This window comes from Streptomyces genisteinicus (assembly GCF_014489615.1).
Lineage (GTDB): Bacteria > Actinomycetota > Actinomycetes > Streptomycetales > Streptomycetaceae > Streptomyces > Streptomyces genisteinicus.
This window is the reverse complement of record NZ_CP060825.1, coordinates 6,051,631-6,067,921: the sequence shown is the minus strand read 5'-3', so window position 1 is coordinate 6,067,921 and position 16,291 is coordinate 6,051,631. Positions and strand designations below refer to the sequence as shown.

13 protein-coding genes are annotated in these 16,291 nt (G+C 76.0%); 8 read left to right on the top strand and 5 right to left on the bottom strand.

Annotation, left to right across the window (positions count from 1 at the left end; genetic code table 11):
• Positions 1–34: 34 nt before the first annotated feature.
• A complete protein-coding gene (locus IAG43_RS26060; protein ID WP_425508620.1) occupies positions 35–556 on the top strand; it encodes a MarR family winged helix-turn-helix transcriptional regulator in 522 nt (173 codons plus the stop codon).
• A gap of 10 nt (positions 557–566) precedes the next feature.
• On the opposite strand, the gene IAG43_RS26055 is transcribed toward IAG43_RS26060, so the two are convergent.
• The 3 genes from IAG43_RS26055 to IAG43_RS26045 form a co-directional block, all read right to left on the bottom strand.
• Positions 567–1,307, bottom strand: coding sequence for a nucleotidyltransferase domain-containing protein (locus IAG43_RS26055; RefSeq protein WP_187743105.1), 741 nt, complete (start codon positions 1,305–1,307; stop codon positions 567–569).
• Between the two features lie 131 nt (positions 1,308–1,438).
• The gene (locus IAG43_RS26050; protein WP_187743104.1) at positions 1,439–2,545 is read right to left on the bottom strand and encodes a baeRF3 domain-containing protein; all 1,107 of its coding nucleotides are present in this window, start codon (positions 2,543–2,545) and stop codon (positions 1,439–1,441) included.
• A 384-nt stretch (positions 2,546–2,929) separates the two neighbouring features.
• Complete coding sequence (locus IAG43_RS26045) at positions 2,930–4,192, bottom strand: S1 family peptidase (protein ID WP_187743103.1); 1,263 nt, start codon at positions 4,190–4,192, stop codon at positions 2,930–2,932.
• Between the two features lie 334 nt (positions 4,193–4,526).
• Between IAG43_RS26045 and IAG43_RS26040 the strand changes: the two genes are divergently transcribed.
• Positions 4,527–4,853 carry a CU044_2847 family protein gene (locus IAG43_RS26040; protein ID WP_187743102.1) on the top strand — a complete coding sequence of 109 codons (327 nt, stop codon included), beginning with the start codon at positions 4,527–4,529 and terminating at the stop codon, positions 4,851–4,853.
• Positions 4,826–9,130 carry an nSTAND1 domain-containing NTPase gene (locus tag IAG43_RS26035; RefSeq protein ID WP_187743101.1) on the top strand — a complete coding sequence of 1,435 codons (4,305 nt, stop codon included), beginning with the start codon at positions 4,826–4,828 and terminating at the stop codon, positions 9,128–9,130. The genes IAG43_RS26040 and IAG43_RS26035 overlap by 28 nt, the downstream gene beginning before the upstream one ends.
• A 187-nt stretch (positions 9,131–9,317) precedes the next feature.
• On the opposite strand, the gene IAG43_RS26030 is transcribed toward IAG43_RS26035, so the two are convergent.
• Positions 9,318–9,869, bottom strand: a complete 552-nt coding sequence (locus IAG43_RS26030; RefSeq protein WP_187743100.1) for a cupin domain-containing protein — start codon at positions 9,867–9,869, stop codon at positions 9,318–9,320.
• A 210-nt stretch (positions 9,870–10,079) separates the two neighbouring features.
• On the opposite strand from IAG43_RS26030, the gene IAG43_RS26025 reads away from it, so the two are divergent.
• A complete protein-coding gene (locus IAG43_RS26025; protein WP_187743099.1) occupies positions 10,080–10,934 on the top strand; it encodes a polysaccharide deacetylase family protein in 855 nt (284 codons plus the stop codon).
• Positions 10,935–10,964: 30 nt separating this feature from the next.
• Here the strand turns inward: IAG43_RS26025 and IAG43_RS26020 are convergent, their stop codons facing one another.
• Positions 10,965–11,642 carry an AIM24 family protein gene (locus IAG43_RS26020; RefSeq protein ID WP_187743098.1) on the bottom strand — a complete coding sequence of 226 codons (678 nt, stop codon included), beginning with the start codon at positions 11,640–11,642 and terminating at the stop codon, positions 10,965–10,967.
• A 114-nt stretch (positions 11,643–11,756) separates the two neighbouring features.
• Between IAG43_RS26020 and IAG43_RS26015 the strand changes: the two genes are divergently transcribed.
• From IAG43_RS26015 to IAG43_RS26000, 4 genes are all read left to right on the top strand, one after another.
• The gene (locus IAG43_RS26015; RefSeq protein WP_187743097.1) at positions 11,757–12,503 is read left to right on the top strand and encodes a peptidyl-tRNA hydrolase; all 747 of its coding nucleotides are present in this window, start codon (positions 11,757–11,759) and stop codon (positions 12,501–12,503) included.
• A 169-nt stretch (positions 12,504–12,672) separates the two neighbouring features.
• Positions 12,673–13,446: a DUF4142 domain-containing protein gene (locus IAG43_RS26010; protein ID WP_187743096.1), complete on the top strand. Its 774-nt coding sequence runs from the start codon at positions 12,673–12,675 to the stop codon at positions 13,444–13,446.
• Positions 13,447–13,615: 169 nt separating this feature from the next.
• Positions 13,616–15,013 carry an MbnB/TglH/ChrH family RiPP precursor modification enzyme gene (locus IAG43_RS26005; RefSeq protein WP_187743095.1) on the top strand — a complete coding sequence of 466 codons (1,398 nt, stop codon included), beginning with the start codon at positions 13,616–13,618 and terminating at the stop codon, positions 15,011–15,013.
• 5 nt (positions 15,014–15,018) lie between these two features.
• Positions 15,019–16,023: a TIGR04222 domain-containing membrane protein gene (locus tag IAG43_RS26000; protein WP_187743094.1), complete on the top strand. Its 1,005-nt coding sequence runs from the start codon at positions 15,019–15,021 to the stop codon at positions 16,021–16,023.
• Positions 16,024–16,291 lie beyond the last annotated feature (268 nt).

Sequence of the window (16,291 nt, the reverse complement as noted above, 5' to 3'; positions counted from 1 at the left end):
ACTTAATCGCCCACGTCTTGCTACGCTGGGAACGATGAAGGACATGGAGAACCGGACGCCGCCCCCGCTCGACCTCGCGGACGTCCCCGACGAAGAATTCCTCCGCCTCGACCGCCAGATCTGCTTCTCCCTGCACACGGCGTCCCGGGCGTTCAACGGCGTCTACCGCACGGCCCTGAAGGACCTCGGCCTCACCTATCCGCAGTACCTGGCCATGCTGGTGCTGTGGGAGCACGGCGAACTGTCCGTCAAGGACATCGGCGACCGCCTCCACCTCGACTCCGGCACCCTCTCGCCGCTGCTCAAGCGCCTGGAGACGGCCGGACACGTGGAGCGCCGGCGCAGCGCCGAGGACGAGCGCTCGGTCACCGTGCGCCCCACGGCGGCCGGCGCGGCGCTGCGCGCCCGCGCGCTGGGGGTGCCCCGCCGGATCGCCGAGGCCACCGGTCTGCCGCTGGAGCGGATCGGCGCCCTGCGCGCCGAGCTGGACGCCCTCACGGCACACCTCACCGGCCGTGCGCCGGCTCCCGGAGAGGGTGCGGGGTGCGGTGCCTGAGGGCCGCTCCTCAGGCGCCGGCGGCGCCGAGGGCGTGGCGGACGACCGCGCGCTGCCCGGCGGACATGCTGTCGCCGAAGAGGGCGCAGGCGTCGCGGAACAGCGCGATCGCCGCGGCGCAGCTCTCCCGCGGCGCCTCGCCCCGGGTGGCGAGGGCCGCCTCCTGGTTCGCGCGCCAGCCGTCGCCGAGGCGCTCCCCGAGCAGGTGCCAGAGGTGGTTCTCGGACGTGAAGAAGGTCCGGGTGCCGGCCGCGATCGCGGGCGCCAGGTGCACGGCGAGGATCGACGCCTGCACACGGGCGTTGACCCAGTCCTCGCGCGCCACGGCCGCGTGCACCTTCATCACCTCCTCCGCGTAGCCGTGGACCGCATCGGCCGCCCACCGCTCCGGGGCGGGGTCGAGGGTGTCCCACGTCCACTCCCGGGCGAGGGCGACGAGCTCACGGGCCCGTCCGTGCGGGTCGTCGAGCACGTACGCGTCCCGCCAGGCGGGAACGGTCTGGCCGCAGGAGTGGTGGTTCGCCATCCCGGCCCGGTGCTCCTCCGCGGTCGCGAACGTCCAGGACACGGGCCCCAGCCCGGTCAGCCGGTAGGCGTAGCCCGGCCCCGCCCCGACGCACACCACGTCGATGTCGGACCACGCGGTCGCCTCGCCCCTGACATGGCTCCCGACCAGCACCGCGGCCTCCGGCCGCGGGTCCCATTCCCGCAGCATCGGCTCCAGCGCCCGCTTCCAGTCGACGGCGGTCATGCGGTCCCTCCCCGGTCACCGGTCCGTGTCCCGCCCCTTGGTAGCAGCGGGCCCCGGGCGCCCGCCACCGGTTTCGGGGCGCCCCGGACGGCACCCGCCACCGGTCGCGGGACGCCCGGGACGGTCCGGTCTCAGTAGCGCAACTCCGCGGCGACGCCGCCGTGTTCGGTCAGCGTGCCGTCCGGGACGAAGATCACCTCGGCCCCGCCGTCGAGGGCCGTCTCGACGATCTCGTCGACGATGTCCTCGCGCACCTCCTCGTCGTCCGGCTCCGACGGGTCGACCGGCTGGAGATGCCCCGAGGTGACGCGGACGGTGCGCTGGAAGTGCTCCTCGACGACGACGAGCGCCGCCCGCTCGTCGCGGACCGCGCCCCAGACCTCGTCCAGCCCGGCGGCGAAGACCTTGCGGCCGCGGGCGGCGTCGAGCCGGCCCGCCACGGCTGCCGCGTGCCGGGTGCGGTACTCGTCCAGTGCGGGCCGCAGCTCCTTCAGCAGCTCGGCCGCCGGGCCGTCGGTCAGCCCGCCCTTGACGACGCGGCCCACGGCAGCCGCCGTCGCCGGTCCGGCGTCCCGCAGGACGCTGAGCGCGGGCGCGAGTCCGACGAGGAACAGCGGACGGGGGTCCGCCTCCAGGATCGAGCCGACGGCTCCGTCGACCTCGCGCAGGTACTGCCGCGTCCACTCGTCCGTGAAGGTGCTCGCCGTGTCGCCCTGGCGTTCCTCGCGCTGCGGGTCGAAGTCCTCCTGCGGCCTGGTCTGCGGGAATCCGTCCCCGGTGTGCTCGTCCAGGGTCTCCCCCGACCCGCTCCACAGCGTCGTCCGGTCCGCCGCCACGACCAGCACCCAGTAGGGCCGTGCCTGCGCCTTGGCCGACACCAGGTTGCGGGTCAGATAGCTGTCGCTGAGGACGACCCGCTCGGGCACCGAACGGGGCAGGCGCCACAGCTGGTACTCCTGGGCGTCGGCGAGGATGGCGAGCCCGTCCTGCGCCTGCCGCAGGTCCAGCTCCGCCACCGCGCGTTCGAGCTGGGCCCGCACCCCGGCGCCCGTCGCCCGGTCGACACCGTCGTCGCCGAGCCGGCGCTCCGCCTCGGCCATCAGGTTCCGGAGCCGTACCGCGTCCTGCTCACCGTCCTGACCGGCACGGTGGGTCGGCATCGTCAGGGAGACGGCGGGGTAGGGCTTGTGCGCGCGCAGCTGCCGCAGGCGCGCGGGGGTCAAGGCGTCGGTGTCCATGGTTCCCTCTCTGCTGTCCCCCCGGCGTCCGTCCGTCCCACGATCCGCCGGGCGGGCCGCTCCCGCATCCGGGCGCCTGCCCGGTGGGAGCGGGCGGGCCCGGTGGGAGGGGGCGCCTGCCCGGCGGCCCGCACGGGGCTCGTCCCGGACCTCCGCCGACGATTCCGGCGGCGCGGGGCGGGGGGCGTTCCCCGCGGTGGCCGGGGGAACGTGCACCGGGCGTCGCGCGCCGGGCCGAGCCCGCGGGGCGGCCGGGGCGTTGCGGCGGCCGGGGGGCGCGGGCCGCGAGGCCGTGGCACGGCGGGACGCGGTGCGGCGGGGCACCGGGTGCGTCCCGGTGCCCCGCCGCCGACCGCGGCCGCGTGGGGGAAGTGCGGCGCGCGGTCAGCCGTGGTCCGCCGCCTGTCCGCCGTCGTCCGGTGCGTCACCTCCCTGCCTGCCGCCGTCCTCCGGGCCGGTCCCGTCGCCCTGACCCTGCCCGGACGCTCCGGCTCCCCGGCCCGCGCCGTCCGCCGCGCCGCCGCCGTCGCCCTGGCCCGCGCCGATGCGGGCGCCGACCGCGGCCAGGGCCGTGGTGACCGGGTGGAAGAACGTCTCCCCGCCGGACGTGCAGTCCCCGCTGCCGCCGGACGTCAGGCCGATCGCCGTGCCGTCCCGCGTGAACAGGGCTCCGCCGCTGTCGCCCGGTTCGGCGCACACATCGGTCTGGACGAGTCCGGTGACCGTCCCCTCCGGGTAGTTGACGGTGGCGTCCAGTCCGGTGACCCGGCCGTCCCTGAGGCCGGTCGTGCTGCCCATCCGGAACACTTCCAGACCCACCGCGGCCTCCCCCGCGCCGACGATGTCCAGGGTCTGCCCGTTGCCGAGGTCGACCGTGCTCGGCGCCTCGGCGGCCGGGTCGTCGTACGTGACGAGGGCGAAGTCGCCGTCGCCGGGGAACGTCGCGGCCCGCACCGTGCCCACCGGGGCGCCGTTCGGCTCCTCGGACCACTGCGCGGCCGCGACCCCGCAGTGTCCGGCGGTGAGGAAGCCGGGCGCACCGTCGCCGGTCGTCACGTTGAAGCCGAGGGAGCAGCGCGCGCCTCCGCCGAAGACGGCGTCGCCGCCCTCCAGGAACAGGGTGAACGCGCCACGGGAGCGCTCGACCTCCGCGGTGCCCGCGTCCAGCGCGCCGACCGCCGCCTCCAGCCTGTCCCAGCGTTCACCGGTCACCGTGCGGTCCGCCGTGACGACGAGCCGGTTGGTCCGGGGATCGACCGCCCATGCCGTGCCGGGGATCGCGGCCCGTTCGGCGAGCGTGCCGGCCGCGCCGGCGAGTTCGCCCATGCTGTTGTCGACGGCGCGGGCGACGGCGCCCGCACCGAGGACCCGCTCGGCCGCCCGGTCGTCGCCGCCGGCGATGTTGACGACGAGCTGCCTCCGCCCGGCGTCGTAGTACGCGCCCCCGTACGCGTCGCCGAGCGACGGGCCCAGCCGGGAGAGCAGATCCTGCGCACCGGATGCGCTCATGGTGCGGGGTGCCGCCTCGTCGCTCCGGCCCGACTGCGAGGCGTTGGCGTGGGGCAGCAGCACGGCCGCCGCGGCGATGCCCACCGCCCCGGCTCCGGCCAGCACGGCCTTCCGCTTGGGTATTCGCCTGTGACTCAACTCGCTGCCTCCTGCGGGGGATACGGATTCCGGCGCCGATGGGCGGTGCCGGGGGACGCGTCCGCCCCTTGGTACGCAGGAGGCGGGCGGTGCGCTCAACGCCCGGGCGGGAAATCGTCGCGGCCGGCTGTCCGGGGCGGACGGCCGGAGCGCGGGCACGGGGAGGTCCGCCCCGGGGCCGGGTACGGCCCGCACAGGTGCCGGGCCCGGCCTCGTCCGGGTGCTCCGGCAGCACCCACGGCACCGGGAATCCCGGTTACCATCGGACCAAGTGAAGATCCGCTCAACTGCCACTCTCCACAAAGGACTTGCCGAGCAGCAGAGAGGTCGCCACGTGTATCTGAGCGTTCCCTTCGAGGACGGTGACTCCTTCGTCGTCGAGTTGCCCGACGAGCAGGGCTCCGGGGTGATCCGGGCCCGCCGGGGCGACGAGCTCTTCGAGACCTCCGCCGACACCTTCGAGTCGGGCATGGCCCGCGTGCAGCGGGTGGCCGCCACCATGCTGGAGCGGCTGGCGGATCTTCCGCGCCGTCCCGATCACATCCGTGCGGAGTTCGGGCTGCGGATCACCGCGGAGGCGGGCGTGGTCGTGGCGAAGGGCTCCGGTGAGGCGCACATCCTGCTGGAGCTGGAGTGGAGCAGCCCAGAGACCGGGCCGTGACACCGCCGGGCGGGCGGGAGGCGTCCTGGGAACGCGGAACCGCCCGGGTGCTGCACGACGGCCGCCCCGTCGGGGTGGCCTTCCTGATCCCCGACCGGCTGCTCCTCACCTGCGCCCATGTCGTCGCCGCCACCGCGGGGCTGCCGGACGACGAGGCGCTGCCGGACGGCCTGGTGGTCGCCCTCGACTTCCCGCTGCTGCCCGGCCGCCCACGGACCGAGGCGTCCGTGCACTTCAGCGTGCCCGTGGCCGGTGACAACAGCGGCGATGTCGCCGTCCTCGGGCTGCGCGGCGAGCCGCCGCGGGGCGCCGCGCCCCTGCGGATCGTCGAGGCCGAGGACCTGGCCGGGCACCGCTGGCGGGCGTTCGGCTTCCCGCAGTACCCGGGGCGGGGCGGCGGCAAGGACGCCGGGATCTGGACCCGTGGCACCGTGGAGGGCCGCGAGAGCACCGGGTGGTGGCAGCTGACCTGCGCCGAGGAGACGCCGTTCCCGCTGGCCGGCGGCTTCAGCGGGGCCCCGGTGTGGGACGAGGAGTACGGCGGCGTGATCGGCATGGTCGTCGCCGTGGAGGGGGACCGCCGGCGCCGGACCGGTTACGCCCTGACCGTGGGGTCCCTCACCCGGGAGTGGCCCGAGCTGCGCAGAAGGCTCCTCGCCGACAGCCCGTACCGCGAACTGCTGCCGTTCACCGAGAACGACCGCGGCATCTTCCACGGCCGCGCGGACGAGACGCGGCGGCTGCTCGAACTGCTGGAGGGCCAGGTCCCCGTCCTGCCGGTGCTCGGACCTTCCGGCGTCGGCAAGTCCTCCCTGGTCGGGGCAGGTCTGCTCGGCCGGCTCGACCCCGGCCGCCATGTGGTCGCCCGCGTGCCGCACGGGCTGCGTCTCACCGCCGAGGAACTGCTGGCCTGGGCCCTGGCCTCGGCCGGGGACGCGGACGTCCTGCGGGCGGACTGGCACGACCGCTGGTCGGGGCTGGCCCGGCAGCTCACCAGCGAGCAGGGGCTCCGCAGCGCCGTCGAACGCACGCTGGCCCGCCACGGGGAGCGGTCCCGGCTGGTCCTGGTGGCCGACCAGTTCGAGACCCTGCTGACGGAGGCGCCCGCCACCGCCCGCCGGCTGGACGCCATGCTCGGGGTCCTGACGGCCCGTCGCGCGGACGGCACCCGTCCCGCGCAGGCCGTCGTCGTCGCCCGTGTCGACTTCCTCCGCCAGATCGAGCGGCTGCCCCACCTCCACGCGGCATGGGAGGCCACCTCCGTGGTGGTGCAGCCGATGGTCCGGGAGCAGCTGCGGGACGTGATCGTCCGTCCGCTCGACGGACACGCCGGAGTCCGGTTCGCCGACGGACTCGTCGAGCAGCTGCTGCGGGACACCCCGCAGGGACCGGCCGCGCTGCCGATGCTGGAGTACACGCTGAGCCGCCTGTGGGAGCGGCAGGAGCGCGGATGGCTGACCACCACCGCGTACCAGGAACTCGGCGGTGTGGAGGGCGCGCTGGCCTCGGACGCCGAGCAGAGGCTGTGGGAGCGGGCGGACGAGGGCGAACGCCGGTCCCTGGAGCGCGTCCTGATCCAGCTCGTGCGTCCCGGCGAGGAGCTGGACGCGGGCGGGCGCGGCCCGGACCTCCGCAGGGTCGCGGCGCGCACGCAGTTCTCCGCGGACGACTGGGCCCTGATCCACCGCCTGGCCGGTACGCGGCTCGTCGTGGTGACCCGCCGTCCGACCGGACACGACACGGCGGAGCTCGCGCACCAGGCGCTGGTGGACAGGTGGCCGCGGCTGCGGGAGTGGGTCGAGGAGAACCGCGCGTTCCGCGGCTGGCAGGAGGAGCTGCGCCGTTCCCTGCGCGCCTGGCAGGACCAGGGCCGCCCCCGGTCGGGGATTCTGGGCCGGGGCCGGGTCCGCGAGGCACAACGGTGGCTGCGCGAACGCGGCGCCGAGGTGCCGGCGGAGGAGGCCGGGTTCGTCGAGACGAGTGTGCGCGTCCGGCGCCGCCGGCACGCGCTCCTCGCGGGGCTCGCCGCTCTCGTCGGCCTCGTCCTCGTCGCGGCCGGCCTCGCCGTGCTCGACGCCCGCGGGGCCGGCGGCGAGCAGCGCGCGCTGGCCGCCGCACGGAGCCTGACGGAGCTGAGCCGGGAGCACGCCGCCACCGACCCGGCGCTGGCGGCGCGGCTCGCCCTGGCCGCCCAGGGCATCTCCGCGACACCCGGGACACGCGCCCGGCTCCTGTCCGCGGTCTCCTCGCCGCTGCGGGCCACGCTCCCGGCCGAGGGGGAGGCGCGCTCGGTGGCGTTCAGCCCCGACGGCAGGACCCTCGCGACGGCGGGGGGCGACGGCACGGCCCGTCTGTGGGACGTGGCCGGCCGCCGGCTCTCGGCCACGCTCGACATCGGCGGCCAGGTGCAGACCGTGGCCTTCGGCCCGGACGGCAGGACGCTCGTGATCGGCCGGTCCGGCCGGCAGGCGCACGTGTACGACACCGGCACCGGGCGACGGTCCGCCGTGCTCGACGGCGCCGGGGGCGAGGCGGTCTTCAGCCCCGACGGCGCCACGATCGCCACCAGCGGCGCGCGCGGCGAGGTGCTGTTCTGGGACGCCCGGACCCATCGGAGGACGGGCGGGCTCCAGGTCCACCGCGACACCGAGGGCGCCATGTCCTCCCTCCTCGCCTTCAGTCCGGACGGCGGGACGCTGGCCGTCACGGTCACCGGACACGACACCGCCGACGGGGACAAGTCCGCGGTCCAGCTCTGGGACGTACGGGAGGGGCGCCGCACCGCGACGCTGAGGGGCCACTCGGGGTGGGTCACCTCGCTCGCCTTCGGCCCGGACGGGAACACGCTGGCCACCGGGGCGAGCGACGCCACGACACAGCTGTGGGACGTGCGCAGCGGCCGGTCGGCGGCCGCCCTCGGCGGGCAGGACGGCAGCGTCTTCGCGCTCGCGTTCTCCCCGGACGGGACGACGCTGGCGAGCGGGTCGCAGGACGGCTCCGTCTGGCTGTGGGACGTGCGGGCGCGCACGGCCGTGACCGCGCTGAACGGCCACACCGGCATCGTCGGCGCCCTCGCGTTCGACCCCGGCGGCACGACACTGGCGAGCGGGGGCGAGGACGCCACCGTCCGGCTGTGGGACGTGCGGGCCGGGCGGCCACGGGCCTCGTTCGCCGGGCCGGGCGGGTCCGGCCGGCCGGCCGCGTACAGCCCGGACGGGACGGTGCTCGCCGCCGGTGACGACGGCGGGACCGTGCACCTGCGCGATGCCCGCACCGGCACGGCACGGGGCCGCCTCTCCGGGCTCGGCGGCGAGGTGAGCGCGGTGGCCTTCAGCCCGGACGGCCGGTTCCTCGCCGCCGCCGGCCACGACACCCGTGACGTCCTGCTGTGGGACACGCGCACCCTCCGGCGCGTCGGCGTCCTCGAAGGCCACGGCAGACCCGTCCAGTCCGTGCGCTTCAGCCCCGACGGCAGCACCCTCGCGACCGCGAGCCACATCGACCGGACCACCCGCCTGTGGAGCCTGCGCACCCGCCGGCAACTGGCCTCCTTCCCCAGCGCGGTCACCTGGACGGCCTTCAGCCCCGACGGGAGGACCCTCGCGACCGGCGGCCGCACGTTCTCGTCCGTGCATCTGTGGGACGCCCGGACGCACAAGGGCCTCGGGGCACTGACCGGGCACACCGGCATGGTCGGCGCCGCGGACTTCAGCCCGGACGGCGCCACCCTCGCGACGGCGAGCTGGGACGGCACGGTACGTCTGTGGGACGTCCGGCGTCACCGGCGGACGGCGACGCTGACCGGGCACACCGCCCAGGTGCAGTCGGTGGCCTTCACCCCCGACGGGACCCGGCTCGTCAGCGGCGCCCGCGACGCCACGGCGATGCTGTGGGACGCGCGTACCCATCGCCGTCTCGCCACCTTCCGCGGCCACACCGGCACCGTCTGGTCGGCGGTCGTCAGCCCGGACGGCGGCACGCTGGCCACCGCGGGCGAGGACCGGACCGTCCGGCTGTGGGACCTCGCGACCCGCAGCCGGTCGGCGGTGCTCACGGGCCACACCCGGGCGCTGCTGTCGGCGCTCTTCTCCCCCGACGGACGGTCCCTGGTCACCCACGGCGGCGACGGGACCGTACGGCTCTGGGACACGCGGGCCTTCGGCGACCTCACCGAACTCACCCGCGCGGCCTGCGCGATCGCGGGGCGGCCCCTGACCGAGGAGGAATGGGACCGCCACGTCCCCGACGGGATCGCGTACCGCCGCACCTGCGGCTGACCGGCGTCCCGCCGCCGCAGGGCGCCTGCGGCCGGGCCGGTGGCCTCGGGCCGGCGCGCGACGGCGCGCACCGGGCCCGGTGGCGTCGGTCCGGCGGGCCGGTGCGCGCGGCCCGGCCGGGCGGGCACGGCGGACCGTGACGCGCGACCCGGCCGGAGCCCACGGGCCCGGCAGGCTGCCGGGCGCGTCAGTCCGGCAGGCGGGTGCCGCAGCGGGCGCAGAAGCGGGCGTCCGACGACTCGGCCGGGCGGTCGCAGGCGGAGCAGACGCGGTACAGCAGGCATGCCGGCTCGCCGCCGTCCGTCGCACCGCCGTCCGTCGCGGCCCGGCTCCGGCGGTGGGACGGGGAGGCCGCGGCGGCGGCCGAGGGAGGCGCGGAGCCGATGGCCAGGCCGGGCCTGCGGCGGTGGGCGGTGAGGTGGACGAGCCCCTCGGGCCCCGCGACGAGGGAGCGTTCGGTGCCGCGCGGCAGCCAGGCCAGGCCGCCCGGTTCGAGGTGGTCGGTGCCGCCCGCCACGGTCAGCTCCCCGCTGCCGTGCAGCACGCACAGGAGCACGTCAAGGTCGGGCTCGACGTGGGGAGCGACGCGCTCGCCGGGCGGGACCCGGATCACGTTGGCGTCCAGTTGGCGTGCGACCGGGGCCAGCCGCCACAGGGCGCCGGCCGTGTCGTCCCGCGCGGCGGCGATCAGCCCGGTCACGACGGCGAGCACGCCGACGGCGGGCGGCGGCTGCGCCATGGCCGTACCTCCCAGTCCACGAGCCCTCCGGGGCCTGACGGCAGGCATCATCCCACGGCGGGGCCGGAGCGGTCCCGGTCCCGGGGCGCGCCCCTGCCCAGCGGCCGCGCCGCGGACGCCGGCTGACCATCCTCCAGGAGGATCATCGGATAGTTTCAGCGCGTGATCCCTTATGTGCGCGCATTCACCTTTCGGGCCCTTCTGGGGTGTATGGGCGCCGGTGTCATCGCCCTCACCGCGTGCGCCCCACCGGGCGCCACCGGCCCCTCCGCCTCGTCACCGGCCTCCCCCGGCTCTCTCACCTCACCTGCCTCGCGCGACACCCCCGTACCGCCCCGGCCCGGCAATCCGAAGGAACGGCGCCACGCTCCGGCGGCCGGCGGGCCGGCGCCCGTGTTCTCGCGGGCCACGGCCCGCCCCGGGAGCGCCGTGCCCAGGACAGTCGCGCTCACCTTCGACGCCGACATGACAGCCGACCAGGGCCCGCGCGCCGCCCGGGGGGAACGGTTCGACAATCCGGGACTGATCGACGCGCTGCGCACCCTGAAGGTGCCGTCGACCGTGTTCATGACCGGCCGCTGGGCGGAGGAGTACCCGGCGCAGGCGAGGTCCATCGGCACGGACCCGCTCTTCGAGACCGCCAACCACTCCTACAGCCACCACGCCTTCACCCCCGGCTGCTACGGCCTCCCGGTCGTCGACCGCACGCGCATGCTGGCCGACGTGGAGCGCGCCCGGCAGGTGTTCGAACGCGTCGGCGTCCGCAACGCCGTGCCGTACTTCCGCTTCCCCGGCGGGTGCCACGACGACGACGCCCTGCGTGCCGTCGCCCCCGCGGGCGTCACCGCGGTGCAGTGGGACGTGGTGAGCGGCGACGCCTTCGCCACGGACGCCGGCGCCGTGGCCGAACAGGTCCTCGCAGGGGTGGAACCGGGGTCCCTGGTCGTCATGCACTGCACCCGCAGCGCCGCCCCCGTCACGGAGCAGGCGGTCCGCCGCATCGTCCCGGAACTGCGCCGCCGGGGCTACCGCTTCGTGAAGGTCTCCGAGCTGATGCGCGGCTGAGACGCACTCCGGGCGACGGCCCGGGCCGTCTCAGCTCTGTGCGGGCCGGTGCGGGGCCGCCTCGCTCGGGCGGACGATCACGAACCCCTCGCCCTCCAGCTTGAGCTGCACGGCCTCGCCCGAACCGCCGCGGATCATCGACCCGACGGACTGCGAGCGGTGCAGGGACGTGGCGAGGTGTGCGCTCCAGCCGACGACGGCGTCGGTGTCGACGTACACCGGCTGCTGGTGGCTGACGGGAATGACGATCGGGGTGCCCTCGCACATCACGGCCAGCTTGCCGTGACCGGTGAAGACGCTGTTGAAGAGGCCGCCGCCGGTCATGCCGGCGCCCTTGACCGCCTTTATCTCGTACGACAGGGAGGCGTCGAAGCACAGCACGTTGCGCCCGTTGACCGTCAGCGCGTCGCCCGGCTCGATGTCGACGATGAAGCAGTTGGCCGCCTCGTGCGCGAACCACGCCTCGCCCTGGCCGCGGACGGCCATCAGCGCCAGGCCCTCGCCGGTGACGGCCCGCTTGAGCATGCCGCCGATGCCCTGCCCCTTGCGCTCGAACTGGAGGTTGCCCCGGAAGGCGATCATCGAGCCCTGCCGGGCGTGCATCTCGCCGTTGACCGTGTACTTCACCGACTTGGCGTTCTGCAGGGTCATCCCCGCGACCGTCGCCTGCTGGGCCATGTTCTCGTTGCTGAACAGCTCGCTCTTCATGCCCGGCATCCTCGCCCGGAGCACTCCGTTCCGACAACCGCCCCGCCCGCGCGGGCCGGGACGCCGTCCGGGACACCCTCCGGGAGCCGGCCGGGCGGCTGGCACACTGATCGCGTGAGCAGCGAACATCCCGGGAACGGCGCCGGCAGCGCCGACGACAGCCCGTTCCGGCGCGAGGACGAGAGCCGTGACAGCGCGCCGCAGTACGTCCTGCCGCTGGTGGTCCGCATCGAGCGCGCCGAACCACCGGCCCGCACCGACGCGTTGGAGACGGCGGCCCGGGCCGTGCTGGAGATCCTCGGCGACGAGCGCTCCGACGGCGACGGCGAGTGGGCCCGCGCCATGCGGGACTGGCAGGACGCGCGGATCCGCAAGGTCGTGCGGCGGGCGCGTGGCGCGGAGTGGCGCAAGGCGTGCGCGCTGCCCGGCATCACGGTCACCGGGAAGGCGGCCGAGGTACGGGTGTTCCCGCCGGTACCGCTCGACGGCTGGCCCAAGGAGCTGGCCAAACTCCAGGTGTCCGGCACCGATCTCGACGACCCCGCGCCCCCGGACCCCGCCGCCCTCGGGGAGCCCGTGCTGTGGATGAGCCCCGAGGTGGAGATGTCCGCGGGCAAGGCCATGGCGCAGGCGGGACACGGCGCACAGCTCGCCTGGTGGGAGCTGTCGGGTGAGCAGCGTGCGGCCTGGCGGGCGGCGGGCTACCCGCTGGCGGTGCGCACCGCCGCACCCGCCGGGTGGGGCGCCCTCACGGGCAGCGGACTGCCCGTGGTGCGCGACGCCGGCTTCACCGAGATCGCCCCCGGCTCCTGCACGGTGGTCGCCGACCATCCCGCGCTGCCCGCCTCCCGCAGGACGTGAGCGCACGTCCTGCCACAGGACTGAACATTCCCGCACCTGGTCTCGTACTCCTGGGTACCGCCGCGTAGTTTGACCGCCTGAGTCCGACCGGCCGCACGGCCGGCGGGCTCGTCGGTGACGCGGGCGGCATCGGTCTGCCGTGTCACGTTTCGGCTCTGGAGGCACTTTGTTGCGGCGCATCAACGGGACAGCTCTCATCATCGCGGCCCTGGTCGTCACGGTCGGCGCGCTCGCGTTCCCCGTGTGGTCGTACGCCGACCGCTCGGGCACCGGGCAGGCGAACCTGAACGCGTCGACCGTGGCGACCCAGTGGGGACCGCTGTCGGCCGCCGACCGCGACCTGCTGGTGAAGGTCCGGCTGGCGGGGCTGTGGGAACTGCCCGCCGGACAGCAGGCGGTCGAGCGCGCGCCGAGCCAGGCCATCAGGGACGCCGGCGACCACCTGATCGTCGGGCACACCGACCTCGACCGCCGGGCCCGCGACGTCGCGGCCAAGCTCGGTGTCGAGCTGCCCAACCAGCCGACCGAGCAGCAGCAGGGGTGGCTGCGCGAACTGTCCGCGGCGAGCGGCAAGGAGTACGAGCGGAAGTTCGCCAACCTGCTGCGCAACGCGCACGGCAAGGTCTTCGCGGTGATCGCGCAGGTCCGGCACACCACCAGGAACACCCTCATCCGGCAGCTGGCGTCCGACTCCAACCAGACGGTGCTCGACCACATCACCATGCTGGAGGCGACCGGCATGGTCGACTTCGACGCCATCGCCAACGAGGCCGCGAACGGGGCGACGGCCAGCCCGAGCGGCCCGCCGGCGCCGGACGGCAACCTGCCTCCCGCACCCGCTCCCGCCGAGCCGTCCGGCGACATCTCGGTGACCTCCCGTCCCTCGCCGGGCGCACCCGGCACGGTCAACACCGACCGTCCCGAGGTGCCGTCGGGCGGATAGGGAGTGTTGCGGCGGGTGCGTTCCGCCCCCGGGCGGGACGCAACCGGCGGCCCGCCCGGGGAACCTCAAATGTTGCTCTGAACGTCCCCCGCAGCGGATTCGCCGGGCCCCGCCGGGGCCAAGACCACTGCAGCGTCGTCACGGCACGGCGGGCGGAGGAGGGGGACACATGGAACTCGGCATCGGAATCGGCTGGCGTCCGGAGATCGCGGACACGGTGGAGCGGCTGCCCGGCCTCGACTGGGTCGAGGTCGTCGCGGAGAACATCTGCCTGGGCCATCTGCCCGACTCCCTGCTGCGGCTGCGCGAGCGCGGCGTGCGTGTCGTGCCGCACGGCGTCTCCCTGGGCCTCGGCGGCGCCGACCGCCCCTCGCCGCAGCGTCTCGCCGACCTCGCCGCCCGCGCCGAGGCATTGGGCTCCCCGCTGGTCACCGAGCACATCGCCTTCGTCCGGGCAGGCGGCGAGCTGACGGCCTCCCCCGCGCTGGAGGCCGGGCACCTGCTGCCCGTCCCCCGGACCCGTGACGCGCTCGCCGTGCTCTGCGAGAACGTCCGCATCGCCCAGGACTCGCTGCCGGTGCCCCTGGCGCTGGAGAACATCGCCGCACTCGTCTCCTGGCCCGGTGAGGAGATGACCGAGGGCCGGTTCCTCGCGGAGCTGGTCGAACGCACCGGCGTCCGGCTGCTCATCGACGTGGCCAACCTCCACACCAACCGGGTGAACCGGGGCGAGGACCCGTTCGCGGCGCTCGACGAACTCCCGGTGGAGTCCATCGCCTACGTGCACGTGGCCGGCGGGATCGAGCGGGACGGGGTCTGGCACGACACCCACGCCCACCCCGTCACGCGGCCGGTGCTGGACATCCTCGCGGGTCTGCGCGCACGCGTGGCACCGCCCGGGGTGCTGCTGGAGCGTGACGACGACTTCCCGCCCCCCGAGGAGCTGGCGGCCGAACTCACCGTCATCCGGGAGACGCTGAGCACGGCAGGCGCCGCGTTCCCGGTGCGGCCCGCCCCGCGGAAGCCCGCCGGGACTCCCGCACCGGGCGCCCCGCCCGCGGAAAGCGTGACGGAAAGCGTGAGCGACGGCGCGGCCGGCCCGCGTACGGACGCCGCCGGCGCGCGGAGCACGCCCATGGGCGCGGCGACCGACGCGGCGCGGGCGCGGGTCGGGATCGCGCAGGCGTCGCTGCTGTCGGCACTGGTCGCCGGGACCCCGGCACCCACCGGGTTCGACGTGGCGCGGCTGCGGGTGCAGAGCCGGGCGCTCGTCGCGAAGCGGGCCGGTGTCGTCGCCAGGGTGGCGCCGGAGCTGCCGGACATCCTCGGTTCCGGCTACCGCCCGGCGTTCGCGGCGTACGCCAGGTTCCGCCCGCTGCGCGACGGCTACCGGCGCGACGCGCTGGACTTCGCCGAGCACCTGCTCGCCGAGGGCCGGCCCGAGGACGAGGAGGCGCGGCGGCGGCTGACGCTCTGGTGGACGGAGCGGGCCGCGCCCGAACCGCCGGGCAGGGGCGCGCGGCTGGTCCACGCGGTGCGCCGGGTCCTCGTCGGCGCGGGGCGGTGAGCGCGATGACCGTACTCGCCCTGCTCGTCTGGTCGGCCGTGGTCGTCTCCTCGGTCCTGCTCCTCGTCCGGGTATCCGCCGCGCGGCGCAGCGCGCCCGGGCATCTCGCGCCCCGGCTCGGCGCCTACGAGGCGGCGTTCCTGGCCGGCGGCCCGGCCAGGGTCGCCGACGCCGCGCTCGCCGCGCTGCACGCGGACGGACGGATCCGCGTCGGCGCACCCGGTGTGGTCTCCGCGGCGGCCACGGCCGCCCACGACCCGGTGGAACGCGCCGTGCTCGACGCGCCCGGCCTCGCGCCCAGCGGGGCGCTCGCCGCCGTGCGGGGCGAGGTGATGCGCGCCCGGGCCGTCCAGGGGCTCGGGGACTCGCTCGCCGCCCGCGGGCTGCTCACCGTGCCGCCCGGTCACCGGCGCCTGACGACCTGGGGCTCGGTGCAGGGCATCCTGTGCCTCATCGGTCTGCCGGTGTCGCTGGTGCTGACGTTCGTCCAGTTCGCGGGGGCGGGACACCGGGCGACGGGGCTGCCGTTCGTCGTCGTGGTGGGGCCGGTGCTCCTGGCCGGCGCCGTGCTCGGCATCACCCAGTCCCGCCGCGCGGCGCGGCGGACGACGCCGGCCGGACGCGACGCCCTGGTGGCCTTCCGGGTCGCCCTGGCCACCGGCAGTCCCACCGTGGCGGAGCTGGTCGCGTCGCACGGGACGCGAGCGGTGCCGGACAGGGAGCTGTCGGCGTTCCTGGCGGCCGCCGCCCGTCAGGGGGCGTCCCGATCCGCCGTCCCGTACGTCGCCGCCGCGGCGGCCGCGGCCGTCGTTCCGGTGTGGTGCGCGGGCGTGACGGACACCGGTGGCGGGTGGGGCGCCGGCGGTGACACGGGCGGTTCCGGCTGCGGCGGCCCGTCGGGATCGAGCTGCGGGAGTTCCGGTTCGAGCTGCGGCAGTTCGGGGTCGAGCTGCGGGAGTTCGGGGTCGAGCTGCGGTTCGAGCTGCGGCGGGTCGAGCTGCGGATCCTGATGTCCGGGCCGCGCCGCGTATCCCGGAGCGGGCGCGGTCGGCGGCGGCGGCCGTGCACGGCGTGAGGGTGCTCGACGCCCCGGAGCCGCGCGTCGCACCGGCCGCGCGGCACGCCGGGTCGGCCGACCCGGCGGGCGCTCCGGAGCCGCCCATGAGCGCGTCGACCGCGGGGCCGCAGCACAGCCCGCCGCGCGATCGGACACTGCGCAGTCAGCCACCGCTCGATCGGGCACGGCGCGACAGGGCACGGCGCGACAGGTCACCGCAC